We start from the raw sequence: 15,380 nt of genomic DNA, 5'->3' as shown, positions 1-15,380 counted from the left end.
TGACCCACGGCCGGGTAAAACAGTTCCGGGTACAGGCCGCGAACCGCTATTCCTCGGCCGCGAGGGAGGCCAACAGCGCCTCCAACTGGACCCGCTCGTTCGCCCCCGCCGTAATCCGATAATCCGCCTCGCCGATGCGCTCCATCAGTCGGATCGTCGTGCGCTCGTCGAGGTCGAAGTCCCACGCCGAGCGGTGCAGTTGGTCGATGATGTCGCCGCCCGCCATCCCGGTGTCGACGAGCAGCGTTTCGAGTTGGGACCGCGCCGACGCGAAGTCGCCGTCGATCGCCGCCCGTACCATCTCCTCGATCTGCTCGGGGCGAGCGGTCGAGGTGATCAGATAGACGGCCTCCTCGTCGACGACGTCCCCGGTCGTCGCCGCCGCCTGCAGCGAGTTGATCGCGCGGCGCATATCGCCGCCCGCGGCGTAAACGAGCGCGTCGAGGCCGTCTTCGGTGATCTCGATATCCTCCGCCGCAGCGATGTCTTCGACCTGCTGGCGGATCGCATCGTCGGAGAGCGGCGAGAACCGGAAGACGGCGCATCGCGACTGGATCGGGTCGATGATCTTCGAGGAGTAGTTACACGAGAGGATGAAGCGCGTGTTGTCGGAGAACTGTTCCATCGTCCGCCGCAGCGCCGACTGGGCGTCATCCGTGAGCGAGTCAGCCTCGTCGAGGAAGATGACTCGGTGGTCGTAGCCGCCGAACGACGAGCGCGCGAAGTTCTTGATCCGATCCCTGACGACGTCGATTCCGCGCTCGTCGGAGGCGTTCAGTTCGAGGAAGTTGTTCTTCCAGTCGTCGCCGTAGATCGCGCGGGCGATGGCGGTGGCTGAGGTGGTTTTGCCGGTTCCGGCCGGACCCGCAAAGAGCAAGTGCGGCAGGTCGTCGCGCTCGACATACGATCGAAGGCGCTCGACGATCTCTTCCTGTCCGTAAATGTCGTCGAAGGTTTCGGGTCGGTACTTCTCGATCCAGATCTCGCGTCCCGCCGGGGCCCCCTCCGAGGCGTCGGCCTCACTCATACGCGAGACAGGGAGCCCGTGGCTCATAAACCACCCGCGTTTCGGCTACGGTTCGCGGTCGACGTCCGCCCCGCCGGAAGCGAAACCGGAAAGCCCGGCGCGGTCGAAGCGGGGGATATGCGCGTGACCGTCGATGTCGTCGGCGAGGGAGAGGAGACCGTGGAAGTCGGTGACGACGACACGTACGCCGACGTCGTTCGCGCCGTCGGGTACTCCCCGCACGAGATCTCGGTGATGATCGACGGCAGCCCCGTTCCGGAGGACCAACCCGTCGAAGTCGACCGCGTTCGGGTGCTTCGACTCATCAAGGGCGGCTCGTCGCCGCGGTGACGTCTCTTCGGAGGTCCGATCGTGACACACGAGATCCGCGAGGCAACGGCCGACGATGCGGACGAGATCGTTTATCTGCTCGATGCCGCGATGCTCGAATTCGACCGCGAGCGGGTGCGCCGACGCGTCTGCGATGGCGACTGTGTGATCGAAGCCGACGTGCTCGTCGCCGTCGACGACGGTGAGAACGTGATTGGTGCCTGCGTGCTAAGCATCGCCGAGCACATCGAGGGCGAGGGCATCGACGACGGCGGCGACGTCAATCCGATCGAAATCGAGTCGATCGCCGTTCGCCGGTCGCGTCGCGGGCGCGGGATCGGGCGCGCGCTGGTCGAGACGGCGGCGACGCGCGCGGCGAGACCGCTGGTCGCGCGCTTCCGCGAGCAGGTTCGGCCCTTCTACGCGGCGTTGGGGTTCGAGATTCGCAGGGGTAACTGCGGCGAAGCCGGCGCTGGCAGGCGAAACGAAGCCGAGGCTGACGACCCGGACGAAACCGACCCAGACGGTCGGGATGAAACCAACGCTGACGGTCCGAATGAACCCGCAGACGACCCAGACGACCCCGCGGACGACCGGCTGTGCGGGATCCTCAGATGAGCGGCTCCACCAACTCCTTTCCCGCCGCCAGCAGCGCGTCCGCGCGCTCTCGGCTCGCCGCCTCGGTGTAGACCCGCATTTTGGGCTCGGTCCCGGAGGGTCGGACGAGGAGCCACGAGCCGTCTTCTAAGAGGAGTTTGAAGCCGTCAAGCGTCACCACCTCGGCGATGTCGCGGTCGGCGACGCGCTCGGGGAGGGCGTCGTCGAGTTCGTCGATGACGCGTTGCTTCTCCGAATCGGGGCAATCGAGGCTGATTTTGTCCGATACGATATCGCCGTACGTGTCGAGCAGGCGGTCGACGCGGTCGTCCATCGGTTCCTCGGCCGCCGCGGCGGCACCGAGCAGTCCCATCAGGACGCCGTCTTTCTCGCGGACGTGTCCGCGGATCGAGAACCCGCCCGACTCCTCGCCGCCGATCAGCGCGTCGTGCTCGGCCATCGCCTGTGCGACCCACTTGAACCCGACCGCGGTCTCGAACACGTCTTCGTCGTGCGCCTCGGCGATCCGGTCGATCAGGAACGTCGTCGAGACCGTTCGAATCGCGGATCCGCGGTCGGATTCGAGCAGGTAGTCGTAGACGGCGGCGTAAAAGAGGTTCTCGTCCAAGTGACCGCGCTCGGGCGTCACGAACGCGACCCGGTCGGCGTCGCCGTCGTTTGCGACCCCGAGGTCGGCGTCGTGGGCCTCGACCGCCTCGACGAGCGGTTCGAGGTTCTCGGCGCTGGGCTCCGGCGGCGTCCCGCCGAAGTCGGGATCACGCTCGTCGCGGATGCCGACGACCTCCGCGCCAGCGGATCTGAGCAGTTCGTCGGTGACGCCGCGGCCGGAGCCGTGCATCGCGTCGTGGACGACGGTGAGCCCCGAGAGGTCCGCCGCGACCAACTCGCGGGCTCGCTCGGCGTGTGGCGTGACGATGTCGATCGTTTCGATCGTCCCGCGCTCGGACTCGGGCGCGAGATCGGGTTTCGCGAGGGACGCCGCGACCGCGTCGGTCACCTCCGGGAGGGCGGGCGCGCCGTCGGAGGGGATGAACTTCACGCCGTTGTACTCCGGCGGGTTGTGCGAGGCCGTGATCATCAGCGCGCCGGAGAGCCCGCGGTCGACGATGGCGTAGGCGACGAGCGGCGTCGGGCAGTCGCGCTCGGGGAGGAGGACGTCGAAGCCGTTGCCCGCGAGCACCTCGGCGAGGGAGTCGGCGAACCCCTTCGAGGTCTCGCGGGCGTCGTAGCCGACGAAGACGGGGTCGTCGTAGCCCGCTTCGATGAGGTAGTTCGCGACGCCCTGGCCGACGATCCGCACCCGATCGTCGGTGAACGTGTCGAGCGTGGCTCGCCAGCCGTCGGTCCCGAAAGAGATGGCGTTCATACCCAAACTGAGCCCGGCATTCGATAAAAAGGTGCGGCGGGGAGTGCGCCTCGAACCCGGGGTCTTTTCGCCGTTCGACACCGAGAGCGAGCAATGATCACTGTCGTCGCGGTCTCCGGCAGTCGCCGCGAGCGGAGTTACACCAAGAAGTCCCTCCAGGTCGTGCTCGACGCCGTGGACGGAGGAGACGTCAGAACGGAGCTGATCGATCTCGGAACCGCCGACCTCCCGCTGTACCACCCCGATATCGACGAACAGGGGGACTCGGCCGATCTGAAGAAACGCGTCCGCGACGCGGAGGCGGTGCTCCTCGGCTCGCCCGTCTACCACGACTCGTACTCCTCGACGTTCCGCAACTTCCACGACTACTGCTCGAAAGACGAGTTCGAGGACACCGCGGTCGGACTCGTCGCGACCGCCGGTGGCGGTTCCTACGGCGCGACCTTAGAGCATATGCGGAGCACGGTCCGCGGCGTCCACGGCCACACCGTCCCAGAGCAGGTCGGAATCCGGCGCGCGTCGCGGAAGTACGACGGCGACACGCTGACTGACGAGGGAATTCGGGCCCGGCTCGAAGAACTGGGAGCGGCCGTCGTCGGGGAGGCGCGGCGGCTGCATCCGGAGGCGTAGACGGGACGAGTTGGCGGCCGCCCGCTGGCTGGGTCATCCCGCTCACAGCGACGGATCCGCGGGCGAATCCGTCGGGACGATGAGCGTCTCGCCATCGACGTCGTGGATCGAGACGTCGATTCCGTACACTTCGGAGATTGCCGCCGCGGAGATCGCTTCCGGCGGTCCCTGGGTCCGAACGCCGTCCTCGCCGAGTAGCACGATCCGATCGCTGTATCGGAACGCGAGCGTCAGGTCGTGCATCGCGTGCAGGATCGCAAGCCCGTTCGGGGCTTCCCGCTGTAACAGCGAGAGCACTTCGACTTCGTGACGGATGTCCAAGTCGCTGGTCGGTTCGTCCAGAACGAGCGCTCGCGGCTCTTGGGCGAGCGCCCGCGCGAGGATGACCTTTTGCCGCTGCCCGCCGCTGAGCGCGTTGACGTCCCGCATCGCGAACTCATCGAGGGACAGTCGGTGCAGGAGCGTCGAGACGACGTTTCGGTCTCGGGCGCTCGGCCGCGTCCCGAAGTGTGGTTTCCGCCCCATCAGTACCGTTTGGAAAACGGTCCGCGGGAAGTTCGTCGGTTCGTGCTGTGGGACGTACCCAACTGTGCGGGCCAGTTCGTCGCGGTCGAACACCGGGACGGGTCGGTCGCCGATAGCCACCTCGCCAGCCAGCGGATCGAGGAGGCCGACGGCGCATTTGAGCAGCGTGCTCTTACCCACGCCGTTGGGGCCGAGTAATCCGACGATGTCACCGGAATGCACGTCGAGGGAGACGTCGGAGATGACTTCTACCCCGTTGTACCCGCCGCTGACGCCGTCGAACGAGATGACGGGATCGGTCGACGTCGGGCGGGTGCGCTCGGCGTCCCTCGGTCGATCGTCGTTCACCAGTACTCCCTCCCGCGGAGGATCAAATAGAGAAAGAGCGGCACGCCGACGAATGAGGTGACGATTCCGACCGGGAGCACGATCGGCGAGATGACCGTTCGGGCGACTGTGTCCGCAGAGAGCAAGAGCGTCCCGCCGGCGACGGTCGACGCAGGGATGAGAATCCGCTCTTCGCCGCCGATAAGTCGTCTGACGATGTGTGGAACGACGAGGCCGACGAACCCGATGATTCCGAACAGAGCGACGACGACGGCGGTCACGAACGACGCGAAGACCATTCCGAAGAGCCGGGTCCGCTCCACTGGAACGCCGAGGCTTCGCGCCGTCTCGTCGCCAGCGTTCAGCACCGTGTACGCCCACGCCCGCCGTGTGAAGTACACCGTCACGACGGCGACGACGAGCCACAGAAGCGCGTTGAAGCGCCACGTGGTGCCGCTGACGTCGCCGAACTTCCAGTAGACGAGCGCCGCGAGTTCGGTGTTCGTCGCGAAGTACTCCAGACTCGTCGTTCCCGCGGTGTAGAGCGCCGCCAGCGCGATCCCGGTGAGGATGAGCGTTTCGGGCGTCGCGCGCTTGTACTTCGCGACCAGATAGATGGCCGTCGTAGACGTGAGTGCGCCGGTGAACGCCGAGACGGAGGTGAGGTACGGGTCGATGACCGAGAGGATCGGGCCGCTCCCGCTCGTCGTGCCCGTTCCGAGGACGACGATCGAAAACGCCGCGCCGAAGGCCGCGCCCTGTGAAATCCCCAGCGTGTACGGCGAGGCCAACGGGTTCCTGAGCACACTCTGCAGAACGGCACCGGCGACCGCTAACCCCGCGCCAGCACCGACGGCGGCGACGATGCGCGGGAGGCGGATGTTCCAGACGACCTGATAGCCGGTGCCGGTGTCCGTCCCCCCGAGAACCGAGACGATCTCGGAGACCGGAACGTCGATGGGACCGGTGGCGACCGAATACCCCCAGACGGCGACCAGGAGCGCCGCGATCGCGACGATGACGCCGAACTTCTTCCGGTACCGCCGGTGGTACTGATGGAGTAGCCGCACGTTCGACGCCCGAAGGTCTGAACCACCGTCGCTGGATGTCGCCTCCGGAACGTCGACGGACCAGTCGGTTGCCGATGGGTCCCGATCGGCGTTTCCAGACGAGCTCTCTGGCATCGGTCCGGAGTTAGATATCGAGCCGGCTGAAGCCTCGTTCGTACGTCTCCCTCAGATCCTCGTAAACAGGGGCTCCGACGAACGACTCCCAGATCTCGTCGGCCTTCGCCACCGGATCGACGTCGCTGAATCGATCGGGGTACAGCACCTGCCCCGCGTAGTACGCGTTCGCGAGCGACGTCCCGAAGTTGATTGAGTACTCCCGGACCGGGAAGAGGGTGTACACGTCGCTGTTCTCGATCGCCGTGACCGACTGGTACTGCGATTCCGAGAGTGCCTCGTACTCGACGGTGCCCATATCGACGAAGATGTAGTTCGGGTCCTGCTCGATGATCTCCTCGGGGTCGATGTCGATCCGCGCCGCGCCCTTCGTCTCCGTGAGCGTCCCAGTCAGGTTGCTGGCGACGTTGTCTGCGTTCACGAAGTGTAGCGGCGTATACAGCGGCTGCGTCCGGGTGAGGCCGTGATTCCCGCGTCCAAGATACCCCACGTAGCTCGGCTGTCGCTCGTCATCTGCCACGTCGCTCGTCCGCTCGTCGAGATCGGCGATCGTCTCGTCGGTGAACGTCTGCAACTCGGCGGCCCGCTCAGACCGATCGGTGATTGTCCCGATGACGTCCAGCGACTCGAAGAACAAGCCTCGGTGTTCCTTGTTGATATCGCCCGGTTGGACGACGACGACCGGGATGTCGGTCTGGCTCTGTAAGTTGTCCGCATCGGCCCCTTTGCCCCATGCCCAGATGATAACGTCAGGATCCTGCTGCAGCAGGAGTTCGGCGTCTGGTTTGTTTCGACGGCCGACCGACGGGAGCTCCGACAGAGACGGGTTCGCTAGGATGTACGGACGGAAGGGCCGCTTCTCGTTCGTCGTCTCGAGATTCTCGACCGCGATGACGTCGTCCTCGGCGCCCAGATACGTGATGAGTCGGAGCGCCCCGGAGCCGACGCCGATGACGCTCTCGACGGTCGCCGGAATCTCGACCGTCCGATCGGACATATCCTCGATCGTCCGCGTGGAAGATGACGCCGTTGCCGTTCCGGTTGCCGTCGCTGTTTCCGTGTTCGTCCCGGTTGATGTCGGTGAGCCCGCCCCGTCGTCCGTGCCGCTACACCCGGCGATCGCCGTCGCACCTGTCGTCGCGATGAGCGTCTGCAGGAACCGTCTTCGGGATCGTTGTTCTCTCATAGATACAACGCTTTATACTGGTGGAAAGTAAAGTCCCACCGATTTCAGTTATGGACTCCGGATCCGAGCGCCTCCTCACCGATTCGATGATGCTGATCGGTATCGACGATACTGACACGATAGACAGCGAGTATGGGACTGGGAAGGTCAGTCGACTGTTGGGAGCGCATCTCGCCGAGCAACTGCCGGAATTTCGGTGGCTAGGAAGCGTTCGACAACAGCTGCTCGTCGATCCACGCGTCCCCTACACCACCCACAACAGCTCCGCGACACTCCTCTGTGAGGTGCCGACGACGAGCCGTCAGAAGATCATCGATCTCGCGGCGGATTTCCTCGAAAACATCGCCGCGGACGGTTCCGATCCGGGGCTCTGCGTCGGCCGCCGGTCGGACGTTACGGAATCGGTGCGCGAGTTCGGCGTCGACGCGGCATCGAAGCTCGTCGGGGAGGAGCGAGCGTACGAACTGGCGCGCGAATCAGGGTTGTTTCTCGCGGAGTACGGCGGGACGGGCGAGGGAGTCATCGGCGCGCTCGCGGGCGTCGGTCGTACCGCGAACGGGAAGTGCGGTCGGTTTATCGAATACGGACAGATTCGGTCCTACACCGGCACCGAGTCGGTCGAGCGGCTCCGGTCGGACGGGATCGCCGTTGTCACGCCTGACGGGTCGGTGATCGAATCGGGGGCGGTTGCGACCACCGGTTGGGTGCGTCCGCTCCTCCGCGGCGGGTCGGCCGTGCTCGAAGTGAAAGAGCGAGCGGACGGTCGCTATCGGGCGACGAACGTCGACGACTGAGTTCCGGTGTCGGCGGCGTTGCGGACAGTCCTAGCTATTCTGTCCGACGGGTAGTCGGTCACTCGATATCGATCAACTGCGCTTTCTCCCTACGTGGGAACTGTTTGATCTCGTACTCTCGGGACATCGCCGCGGATTGCGAGCCGAACGACTCGACGTGGACCAACTCGACCGGCGTCCGGCCGCGCGTGTACTTCGCACCCTCCCCAGCGTCGTGTTCGGCGACGCGGCGCTCGACGTCGGTCGTGTAGCCGGTGTACAGCGAACCGTCGTCACATCGCAGGATGTAGACGTAGTGGTCGGCATCCGCGGGGGGATCAGCGTCGGAGTCAGTCATCTTCCGAACGGGATCACTCGACGTCGATCGTCTCGACGACTTCTGCGAGCGCGGCGCTGTCGGGCGAGGCGTGGCTCACAGAGAGCGGGGAGACGCTGACCGAGGCGTCGACCATCGCGCGGCGGTCGGTGCCGACCGGGTAGCGCTCGCGGTGTTCGTCCGTCGCGGGGAACGGGTTCTCCCAGCCGACCACGCCGGGCCAGGTGCGGTCGTGGAGGTGCACGACCTGCTCGTCGTCGTCGAGTCCGCCGTTGTCGAGCCGTTCGCCGCCGTCGGAACCGAACACCCCGTCGAGCGCATCCGGGTCGGCGGCCTCGACGTGCTGTTCGTAGTCGTGATACGGCTCGGTGAGGATGACCGGCGGCGACGGGGCGTCGATGGGCGCGTTGACGTTCAGCAGGTCGACATCGTCGTAGACGCCCGAATCGAGCGCACGAGAGACGAGCCGAGCGGCGATTCGGGCGGGGCGGGCGAAGTCGTACTCCTCGGGTGGTGAGACGAAGAAGTCCGTGGAGTGATACGCCGAGATGGCGAGCGCTGGCGTCCCGAGGAACGCCGCCTCGATGCCCGCGCCGACCGTTCCCGAGCGGCCGACGACGTAGTTGCCCGCGTTCGGACCGTCGTTGACGCCGGAGACGACGACGTCGAATTCGGTGTCGAGACCCCGGAGCCCGTAGGCGACGCAGTCGGCGGGCGTTCCCGACAGTCGGTACCCCCACGGATGCTCGCGGATGTACGCGGTGTGGTTTCGCGTCCGACCGACGCCGCTTTGGTTCGCGTCCGGCGCGACGACCGTGACGTCGCCGAGCGCGGTGAGTTCGGTGCGGAGCGTCGCGATGCCCGGCGAGTCGATACCGTCGTCGTTCGTCAAGAGGATCCGCGGCTCCGTGCTCATTACCGGATGCTAGGGCGTGAGAGACAGGTAGCCCTTCCGGTCGGAGCGCGGTGACGCGACAGCGGTCGGGGTGGTCAGCAGTCGGTGGGAACGGAAGCAGTCACTCATCGAGAATCACAGTCGGTCGGAGCCGACGACCGAGCGGTGGTTCGCCCGCCCGATCAGAACGGAACACGGCTTCGCGTGGTGGTCAATGGCCGTTTCAGTGGTCACGCGGTGCGGGTTCGACGCCGTGCGACCTCCGCGATCCCCGCGTTCGCCGAGCAGTTTGGACAGGCGAGCAATCGCCCTTCCTTATCGGCGAACACGCGCGCGAAGCGATCGGAGACGTGTGACCCGCAGTGGTCACAGGTTGGCATGCGTGTGTCCGGCAGCCACCATTTGCCGGTGACAGCCGTACGAGCGCGACACGTATATGGCTTCCCGCGCATGCGCGAGGAACCGGCCACTAGACTTAGGCCTCTTCGAGCGAAAGGTCCACGCTTGGGCTGTGAAACGCTCACTCCGTGTCGTCGCGGGCGTCGCTCACGGCGCGCGCGATGAGCCCGGCTTGGGATCCGGCGACGAACCCGGCGTCGACGTTGACGACGGAGAGCACCGTACAGGACTGGAGCATTCCCGCGAGTGCCGCGGACCCCTCACCACCGTGCCCGTATCCCGAGGAGACCGGGAGTCCGATCACGGGCGTGTCGACGAGTCCGGCGACGACCGTCGGGAGCGCCCCTTCTCGCCCGGCGGCGACCACGAGGACGTCGGCCGATCGGAGGGTCTCGAGGTGATCGAGAACGCGGCCGAGGTGCGCGACGCCGACGTCTTCGATCACCTCGACGGCGACGCCCATCGCCTCGAGGACGGTGGCCGCTTCGCCCGCGGCCGCGCGATCCGCCGTCCCGCCGGTGACGACCGCCGCGGTCGCATCGACCGTCGGCGGTTCGTAATCAGCGCGCCGGGCGACGAGCGTCCCGGCTCGGTCGTTGTGCGTGAGTTCCACAGAATCGTCGACAGCGGCAGTGACGGCCTCGACGTCGGCCGCGGAGGCTCTCGTGAGAAGCGCGCTCCCCGTCGAATCGAGCGCCGCGAGCGTGAGTTCGACCGCCTCGTCGGGCGTCTTTCCGTCGGCGAGAATCCCTTCCGGGACGCCCCGTCGCTGCTCTCGGGCGGCATCGAATCGCCCCGCGCCGGTCGTGACGTATCCGGCCAATCGTCCTTCTGCCTCGGTCGGGGAGAGTTCACCCGCCGCGACCGCTTCGAGCACTTCGCGCATACTGCATACTCTGTGGCGATCGGCACGTACCTGTCGCTTCGACGCGCTCCCCGCTGGCGCGGCCGAGATCGACCGAACCTCAGAACCGCGGCTCAAGACCACAGATCGGTCCCTGGACCGCACGAAACGCATCGAACCGTCAAAACCAAGGTGATCATTCTACTGCGACTCCCGAGTATATAAATCATTCCCATAGGAAACGCTATAGACGACGCGCAGGGACGGAGAGGCCGGTGTTTTGGAAAATCTTTTTATATAGTGCCGATATAGAGGGTGGTGTATGGCAGACCTTATTGTCAAAGCGGCCGTCAAGGAAGCGCTCCAGGACAAGAACGTGGCTTCTGACTTCTACGATGCCCTCGACGGAGAAGTGAACGAACTGCTCGAAGACGCTGCTCGCCGCGCGGAAGAGAACGACCGAAAGACGGTTCAGCCCCGCGACCTGTAAGCAGGGAGACCGATCCCGTATTTTTATCGCGACAACGCCGACGAGCGACAGCGCCGTGTAACTAGCGATCCAGCGACCCGCTCAGTCGCGCCGCCGCACGTCCACACCGTCGTCGGTGCCGACGTACACCGCATCGACGAGGTCGACGAAGAGACCGTGTTCGACGACGCCCGGTACCCCCGACAGCGTCGCCGCCAGCGACCCCGGATCGCCGATCGAGCCGAAATCGCAGTCGAGAACCAGGTTTCCGTTGTCGGTGACGACCGGCCCGTCCTTGCGCTCGGCGCGTCTGAGCGTCGACTCCCCGTCGAGCGAGTCGAGATCGCGTTCGACCGCCGCGTAGGCGTCCGGAAGCACTTCTATCGGTACCGCTCGCGAGAGCGCGTCGGTCATCTTGGAGGGATCGGCGACGACGACGAACCGGTCGGCCGCCGCGTCGACCACCTTCTCTCGTGCGTGGGCCGCGCCGCCGCCCTTGATCGCGTGGAGGTCGGCGTCGACCTGGTCCGCGCCGTCGATCGCGAGATCGACGCCGTCCGCATCGTCGAGCGAGCACAGGGGAATCCCCGCGTCGCGAGCGAGCGCGCGGGCGTCGAAGGATGTCGGGATCCCGCGGACGTCGAGCCCGTTATCGACCCGGCGGCCGATCGCGCGGATGGCGTGCGCCGCGGTGCTCCCGGTTCCGAGGCCGACGACGTCGCCGTCCGCAACGAGTTCGGCGGCGCGTTCGCCCGCGCGTCGCTTCTGATCGTCGGTCCCGCCGGTCGTCTTCATACGCGTCGTCTCGACGACGCGGGGCACAAAACTTCCGCTCTGCGGTTCCAATCCTCCCGGGCGGCCGCCGAAGTTATAACCGCTCTAAGACGGCCTCGGAATCGTACGCCAACGTGAGCGACCGCGACCGCCCGCGGCCCTCGATCTCGGCGTAGTCGGCGTCGACGAGGCCCAACCTGTCTAACTTATTGACGATTTCGGAGTACCGGGTGTAGCCGAGGTCGGTCTCGTCGTGGAACGCCTCGTACACCTCGCCCGCCTGACTCCCGTCGAGTTCGGCGATCACGCGGACGAGTTCGCGCTCGCGGTCCGAGAGGCCGCGGAGGCTCCGAGAGAGGTGGACGTACTTGGATTTCTCGTAGGCGGCCTCGACGTCTTCGAGGTTGACGGTGCGGCTCGCGCGCATCTCGGCGTGCAGTCCCGCTCGACGGAGAAGATCGATTCCCACCCGGAGGTCACCGCTTTCGGACGTCAGTTCGGCGACGCGGTCGAGTTCCGACGTGTCGACGACGCCCTCGTGGAACCCACGCCGGACGCGCTCGCGGAGGATGTCGACGATCTCGTCGACGCCGTACACCGGGAAGTACACCTCCTCGGGCCGAAAGACGCTCTGGACGCGGTCGTCGAGTTCGTCGATCACGTCGAGCGAGAGGTCCGAGGAGACGACGACGACGCCGACTTTCGCGCCGGAGTGCGCCTCGTGCGCCCGGAGCAGCGAGTAGAGCGTGTCCGAGACCTCGTTCTCGTAAAACAGGTAGTTCACGTCGTCGAGCGCGACCGCGAGCACCTGCTCCTCCTCGACGAGGCGATCCGTGATCTGGCCGAACAGCTTCTTAAAAGAGATGCCCGAGGAGGGCGGTTCGTACTCGAAGATGTGCTCGAAGATCCGCGAGAAGACGGCGTAGCGCGTCGAGTCTACCTGACAGTTCACGCGGACGGTCTGGACGCCGGTCTGTGCGCCGAGTTCGCCGAACAGCTTCTGGACGGCGGTCGTCTTGCCTGTTCCCGGCGGCCCGCGGACCATCGTGTTCAGCGGGCGCGATCCGCGAACGGCGGGTCGGAGCGCGTACTTCAGGCTCTCCAGTTGCGTCTCGCGGTGCTCGAACGTCTCGGGGACGTAGTCGATCTCGAAGACGTGTTCGTCGCGGAAGACCGTCTCGTCCCACGACAGCATCCCCTCATCGGGGTCGTCCCTCATCGCTTCAATCACGACGAGGAGTCTACTTAACCGTTCCCCAGATCGCGCGTCCATCGGCACACCCGCCAAGCGGTCACTCGGTCACGAGCCGATAGACGCGGACGAGCGCGAAGACGCCGACCGCGAGCGCGACGACGCCGATCACCAAGGCGACGTAGGACGCCGAACCGCGGAGAAACGGCCCGAGTCCGCCGAGGGCGATCGAGAGGCTGATCGCCGACAACGCGACGTAAAAGAGGATCAACGTGGCCGTTCCGACCACGTCCCAGATCGCCTCGCGAGTTGCTCGGTACAGCAGGTCGTAGCGTTCATCGTCCGTGAGGTCAGAGGGATTCGCACCCGACGAACGACTCGGGCTACCCTCCGTCGGTTGGTTGCGGGTGTCGTCGTCAGTGGGAGTGGGGACCATAGGCGGCGTTTCACGCCGACCGTGAAAAGTATCCCTCAGAACTTCGTGAGCAGTCGGTCGTAGAACCCCGACTCGTCGCCCTCGGCCAGCTTTTCGACGATGAGTTCTGGCGTCGAGCGCGCGAGGTGGTCTTTCACCGGCGAACGGTTCACGACGAGCTCGCCGTCTTCGAGCCCCAGCGCCTCGATCCCGTCGACCGCGACGTCGAAATCGGCCGCCTCGCTGATCTCTCTGGCGAGGTGCGAGACGAAGACGGCCGTCGCCGCCTGCTCGTCGAGCGCCTCTAAGATCCCGGCGACGATCTTCGCCGACGCGCCGGGTTCGGTGATGCTCTCCAGTTCGTCGACGAGGACGAGGCGGTTCGTCTCGCCGTCGGCCAGGGTTCGGAAGTCACGCAGCGTGCTCTCGAACGCGCCCGCGTCCAACGTGCCCTGCGTCTTCGCGTAGTAGTGGAGTTCCGAGAAGCGTTCGAGTTCGACGCGCGCCGCGGGAACCGGGAGGCCCATCTGCGCGAGGACGACCACGAGCGCGACCAGGTCCAGCGTCGAGGTCTTCCCGCCGGAGTTGACGCCCGAGAGCAGCGTGACGCCCGAAACCTCGTAATCGACGGGGTCAACCTCGGCGAAACCGACGTCAAGGAGGGGAGATCGACCCCCCTCGATGGCGAAGCCGTGCGGTTCTTTCGTTTCGGCGTCCGTCGGTCCGTCCGCCGATGGCTCCCCGTCGAGGTCGGCAAACGTCGGCAGCGCGCACTCGAAGTCGGCGGCGAAGCGCGCGACCGCCAGTTCGACGTCGAGTTCGAGCGCGTCGCGCACGAGCGTCTCGACCGGGTCGCGGAGCGACGAGAGGTCCGCCGCGAGTTCGCGCTTCAACCGGGCGGCTCGGCGGTCCCGGCCCGCCTTCAGTTCGGTCCGGAGGCGGGAGATCACCGACTCGTTGTGCTCGATCGGGAACGAGGGGTCCTCGGGGAACGCGCGCTCGGCGAAGTCGGCCTCCTCCGGCCGGAGATCCAGCGCGTCGACGAGTTGCCCCCGCGCGGCGGCGACGGCGGCGGCGTAGTCGTCGTCCAGTTCCCGATCGAGTAGCGAGTCCACCCGCGCGCCCTGCTCGACGAGCGAGAGGAAGTCCGTCCCCTCGATCGTCACGTCGCGCTCGCGGATGGCGTCGCGGAGGCGGTCGTTGGCGACCGATTCGGCCGTCGAAACGGCGGCGTCGAGGTCGTCGACGGCGGTCACCAGCCGGTCGAGTTCCGCGTCGCCGACGATCGTTCCGTCCTCGTCCAGTCGGTCGAGCGCGCCACGGAGCGCGTCGAGGTCGCAGGACGGATCGATTCCCGCTTCCTCGTGGACCGCCGCGGCGGCGAGGATGCGCGAGCGGTTCTCGGCGAAGAACGCGAGGACGCGCTCGGGGACGATCTCGTCCGGCGCCTCCATCGCGTCGGGGCGGACGCGGACGTCGCCGTCGACGTCGATCCCCGCGAACTGCTCGTCGAGCGCGACGACCGTCGCGTACGAGCGGGCGAGTTCGGCGAGGCCGCGGGCGTCCTCGACGACTTCGATGGAGAGTTCGGGGAACGCCCCCTCGGCGGCGGCGAACCGTTCGGCGTCGGTCGTCGCGAGGCACCGATCGCGAACCCGGCGCGCGGCGGGCGGAGAGAGCGGTTCGACGCCGTCGAGGGCGTCCAGCGTTTCGGGATCGATCTCGTGGTCGGTCGCGCGCTCGACGAAGTCGCGGACTTCTGCGATTCGCGAAGCCGAGCGCGTGGGGTAGAACGTGGCGACGCGCTTCGCGCCGTAGTCGGTGACGGTCCGCTCGCGGAGGAGTCCGAGGGCGTCCTCGTACACCTCTCGGGCCCGGTCGGTCGCGAGGAAGTCGCCGTCGTCGCCGTGTCGGCGGCGAATCGCGCCGCGCGCGACGACCGCCGCGCGGCCCTCTGACAGCCCAGGTGCGCGCGCCAGCGTGGCGACGTCCCCCTCTTCGAGCGCGCGTTCGGCGTCGTCGAGTTTCGACAGCGCTCTCGCCGTCTTCTCGCCGACGCCCGGGATGGCCTCGAACTGCATTCGGGGTGCCTTCGCTCCCGATCCGACAA

Annotated in this window: 18 protein-coding genes; 5 read left to right on the top strand and 13 right to left on the bottom strand. The window is 66.6% G+C overall.

Going from position 1 to position 15,380, the window contains the following annotated elements:
• Nucleotides 1–46: 46 nt before the first annotated feature.
• Nucleotides 47–1,027: a replication factor C small subunit gene (locus FJT57_RS10665; protein ID WP_144904993.1), complete on the bottom strand. Its 981-nt coding sequence runs from the start codon at nucleotides 1,025–1,027 to the stop codon at nucleotides 47–49.
• A 117-nt stretch (nucleotides 1,028–1,144) separates the two neighbouring features.
• On the opposite strand from FJT57_RS10665, the gene samp2 reads away from it, so the two are divergent.
• Entirely contained in the window at nucleotides 1,145–1,357 is a 213-nt protein-coding gene (gene samp2 / locus FJT57_RS10660; protein WP_144905328.1) for a ubiquitin-like small modifier protein SAMP2, read from the top strand.
• 21 nt (nucleotides 1,358–1,378) lie between these two features.
• Nucleotides 1,379–1,954: a GNAT family N-acetyltransferase gene (locus FJT57_RS10655; RefSeq protein WP_238993970.1), complete on the top strand. Its 576-nt coding sequence runs from the start codon at nucleotides 1,379–1,381 to the stop codon at nucleotides 1,952–1,954.
• On the opposite strand, the gene FJT57_RS10650 is transcribed toward FJT57_RS10655, so the two are convergent.
• Complete coding sequence (locus tag FJT57_RS10650) at nucleotides 1,947–3,320, bottom strand: phosphoglucomutase/phosphomannomutase family protein (RefSeq protein WP_144904991.1); 1,374 nt, start codon at nucleotides 3,318–3,320, stop codon at nucleotides 1,947–1,949. The genes FJT57_RS10655 and FJT57_RS10650 overlap by 8 nt on opposite strands.
• 93 nt (nucleotides 3,321–3,413) lie before the next feature.
• Between FJT57_RS10650 and FJT57_RS10645 the strand changes: the two genes are divergently transcribed.
• A complete protein-coding gene (locus FJT57_RS10645) occupies nucleotides 3,414–3,950 on the top strand; it encodes an NADPH-dependent FMN reductase (RefSeq protein WP_144904989.1) in 537 nt (178 codons plus the stop codon).
• Nucleotides 3,951–3,992: 42 nt separating this feature from the next.
• On the opposite strand, the gene FJT57_RS10640 is transcribed toward FJT57_RS10645, so the two are convergent.
• The 3 genes from FJT57_RS10640 to FJT57_RS10630 are packed head-to-tail and all read right to left on the bottom strand — an operon-like array spanning nucleotide 3,993 to nucleotide 7,172.
• Nucleotides 3,993–4,823, bottom strand: coding sequence for an ABC transporter ATP-binding protein (locus FJT57_RS10640; protein WP_162524334.1), 831 nt, complete (start codon nucleotides 4,821–4,823; stop codon nucleotides 3,993–3,995).
• Complete coding sequence (locus FJT57_RS10635; RefSeq protein ID WP_144904985.1) at nucleotides 4,820–5,986, bottom strand: FecCD family ABC transporter permease; 1,167 nt, start codon at nucleotides 5,984–5,986, stop codon at nucleotides 4,820–4,822. The genes FJT57_RS10640 and FJT57_RS10635 overlap by 4 nt, the downstream gene beginning before the upstream one ends.
• A gap of 10 nt (nucleotides 5,987–5,996) precedes the next feature.
• A complete protein-coding gene (locus FJT57_RS10630; RefSeq protein WP_144904983.1) occupies nucleotides 5,997–7,172 on the bottom strand; it encodes an ABC transporter substrate-binding protein in 1,176 nt (391 codons plus the stop codon).
• Nucleotides 7,173–7,222: 50 nt separating this feature from the next.
• Between FJT57_RS10630 and FJT57_RS10625 the strand changes: the two genes are divergently transcribed.
• The gene (locus tag FJT57_RS10625) at nucleotides 7,223–7,966 is read left to right on the top strand and encodes a hypothetical protein (protein WP_203229148.1); all 744 of its coding nucleotides are present in this window, start codon (nucleotides 7,223–7,225) and stop codon (nucleotides 7,964–7,966) included.
• Between the two features lie 58 nt (nucleotides 7,967–8,024).
• Here the strand turns inward: FJT57_RS10625 and FJT57_RS10620 are convergent, their stop codons facing one another.
• The 4 genes from FJT57_RS10620 to larB all read right to left on the bottom strand — a co-directional run bounded on the left by FJT57_RS10620 (nucleotide 8,025) and on the right by larB (nucleotide 10,462).
• The gene (locus tag FJT57_RS10620) at nucleotides 8,025–8,303 is read right to left on the bottom strand and encodes a GIY-YIG nuclease family protein (protein WP_144904981.1); all 279 of its coding nucleotides are present in this window, start codon (nucleotides 8,301–8,303) and stop codon (nucleotides 8,025–8,027) included.
• A 13-nt stretch (nucleotides 8,304–8,316) separates the two neighbouring features.
• Complete coding sequence (surE, locus tag FJT57_RS10615; protein WP_144904979.1) at nucleotides 8,317–9,198, bottom strand: 5'/3'-nucleotidase SurE; 882 nt, start codon at nucleotides 9,196–9,198, stop codon at nucleotides 8,317–8,319.
• Between the two features lie 209 nt (nucleotides 9,199–9,407).
• Nucleotides 9,408–9,557 carry a DUF7563 family protein gene (locus FJT57_RS17455; protein WP_449405207.1) on the bottom strand — a complete coding sequence of 50 codons (150 nt, stop codon included), beginning with the start codon at nucleotides 9,555–9,557 and terminating at the stop codon, nucleotides 9,408–9,410.
• 140 nt (nucleotides 9,558–9,697) lie between these two features.
• Entirely contained in the window at nucleotides 9,698–10,462 is a 765-nt protein-coding gene (gene larB / locus FJT57_RS10610) for a nickel pincer cofactor biosynthesis protein LarB (RefSeq protein WP_144904977.1), read from the bottom strand.
• Nucleotides 10,463–10,742: 280 nt separating this feature from the next.
• On the opposite strand from larB, the gene FJT57_RS10605 reads away from it, so the two are divergent.
• Complete coding sequence (locus FJT57_RS10605) at nucleotides 10,743–10,910, top strand: DUF1931 domain-containing protein (protein ID WP_144904975.1); 168 nt, start codon at nucleotides 10,743–10,745, stop codon at nucleotides 10,908–10,910.
• Between the two features lie 81 nt (nucleotides 10,911–10,991).
• Here the strand turns inward: FJT57_RS10605 and rpiA are convergent, their stop codons facing one another.
• From rpiA to FJT57_RS10585, 4 genes are all read right to left on the bottom strand, one after another.
• Nucleotides 10,992–11,684, bottom strand: coding sequence for a ribose-5-phosphate isomerase RpiA (gene rpiA, locus FJT57_RS10600; protein WP_144904973.1), 693 nt, complete (start codon nucleotides 11,682–11,684; stop codon nucleotides 10,992–10,994).
• 73 nt (nucleotides 11,685–11,757) lie between these two features.
• Nucleotides 11,758–12,882, bottom strand: a complete 1,125-nt coding sequence (locus tag FJT57_RS10595; protein ID WP_144904971.1) for an ORC1-type DNA replication protein — start codon at nucleotides 12,880–12,882, stop codon at nucleotides 11,758–11,760.
• A 73-nt stretch (nucleotides 12,883–12,955) separates the two neighbouring features.
• On the bottom strand, nucleotides 12,956–13,291 hold the full coding sequence (locus FJT57_RS10590) for a hypothetical protein (RefSeq protein WP_144904969.1): 336 nt from the start codon (nucleotides 13,289–13,291) through the stop codon (nucleotides 12,956–12,958).
• Between the two features lie 35 nt (nucleotides 13,292–13,326).
• On the bottom strand, nucleotides 13,327–15,351 hold the full coding sequence (locus FJT57_RS10585) for a MutS-related protein (RefSeq protein WP_144904967.1): 2,025 nt from the start codon (nucleotides 15,349–15,351) through the stop codon (nucleotides 13,327–13,329).
• Between the last annotated feature and the right edge of the window lie 29 nt (nucleotides 15,352–15,380).

The organism is Halobellus captivus (genome assembly GCF_007655485.1).
Taxonomy (GTDB): domain Archaea; phylum Halobacteriota; class Halobacteria; order Halobacteriales; family Haloferacaceae; genus Haloquadratum; species Haloquadratum captivum.
The sequence above is the reverse complement of the archived record's forward strand: the minus strand, read 5'-3'. Positions and strand labels throughout refer to the sequence as shown.

Coding starts and splice junctions, on each gene's coding strand:
- FJT57_RS10665 (WP_144904993.1), bottom strand. CDS start 1,027: ATGAGTGAGGCCGACGCCTCGGAGGGGGCCCCGGCGGGACGCGAGATC.
- samp2 (WP_144905328.1), top strand. CDS start 1,145: ATGCGCGTGACCGTCGATGTCGTCGGCGAGGGAGAGGAGACCGTGGAA.
- FJT57_RS10650 (WP_144904991.1), bottom strand. CDS start 3,320: ATGAACGCCATCTCTTTCGGGACCGACGGCTGGCGAGCCACGCTCGAC.
- FJT57_RS10645 (WP_144904989.1), top strand. CDS start 3,414: ATGATCACTGTCGTCGCGGTCTCCGGCAGTCGCCGCGAGCGGAGTTAC.
- FJT57_RS10635 (WP_144904985.1), bottom strand. CDS start 5,986: ATGCCAGAGAGCTCGTCTGGAAACGCCGATCGGGACCCATCGGCAACC.
- FJT57_RS10630 (WP_144904983.1), bottom strand. CDS start 7,172: ATGAGAGAACAACGATCCCGAAGACGGTTCCTGCAGACGCTCATCGCG.
- FJT57_RS10625 (WP_203229148.1), top strand. CDS start 7,223: ATGGACTCCGGATCCGAGCGCCTCCTCACCGATTCGATGATGCTGATC.
- FJT57_RS10620 (WP_144904981.1), bottom strand. CDS start 8,303: ATGACTGACTCCGACGCTGATCCCCCCGCGGATGCCGACCACTACGTC.
- surE (WP_144904979.1), bottom strand. CDS start 9,198: ATGAGCACGGAGCCGCGGATCCTCTTGACGAACGACGACGGTATCGAC.
- FJT57_RS17455 (WP_449405207.1), bottom strand. CDS start 9,557: ATGCCAACCTGTGACCACTGCGGGTCACACGTCTCCGATCGCTTCGCG.
- larB (WP_144904977.1), bottom strand. CDS start 10,462: ATGCGCGAAGTGCTCGAAGCGGTCGCGGCGGGTGAACTCTCCCCGACC.
- FJT57_RS10605 (WP_144904975.1), top strand. CDS start 10,743: ATGGCAGACCTTATTGTCAAAGCGGCCGTCAAGGAAGCGCTCCAGGAC.
- rpiA (WP_144904973.1), bottom strand. CDS start 11,684: ATGAAGACGACCGGCGGGACCGACGATCAGAAGCGACGCGCGGGCGAA.
- FJT57_RS10595 (WP_144904971.1), bottom strand. CDS start 12,882: ATGAGGGACGACCCCGATGAGGGGATGCTGTCGTGGGACGAGACGGTC.
- FJT57_RS10590 (WP_144904969.1), bottom strand. CDS start 13,291: ATGGTCCCCACTCCCACTGACGACGACACCCGCAACCAACCGACGGAG.
- FJT57_RS10585 (WP_144904967.1), bottom strand. CDS start 15,351: ATGCAGTTCGAGGCCATCCCGGGCGTCGGCGAGAAGACGGCGAGAGCG.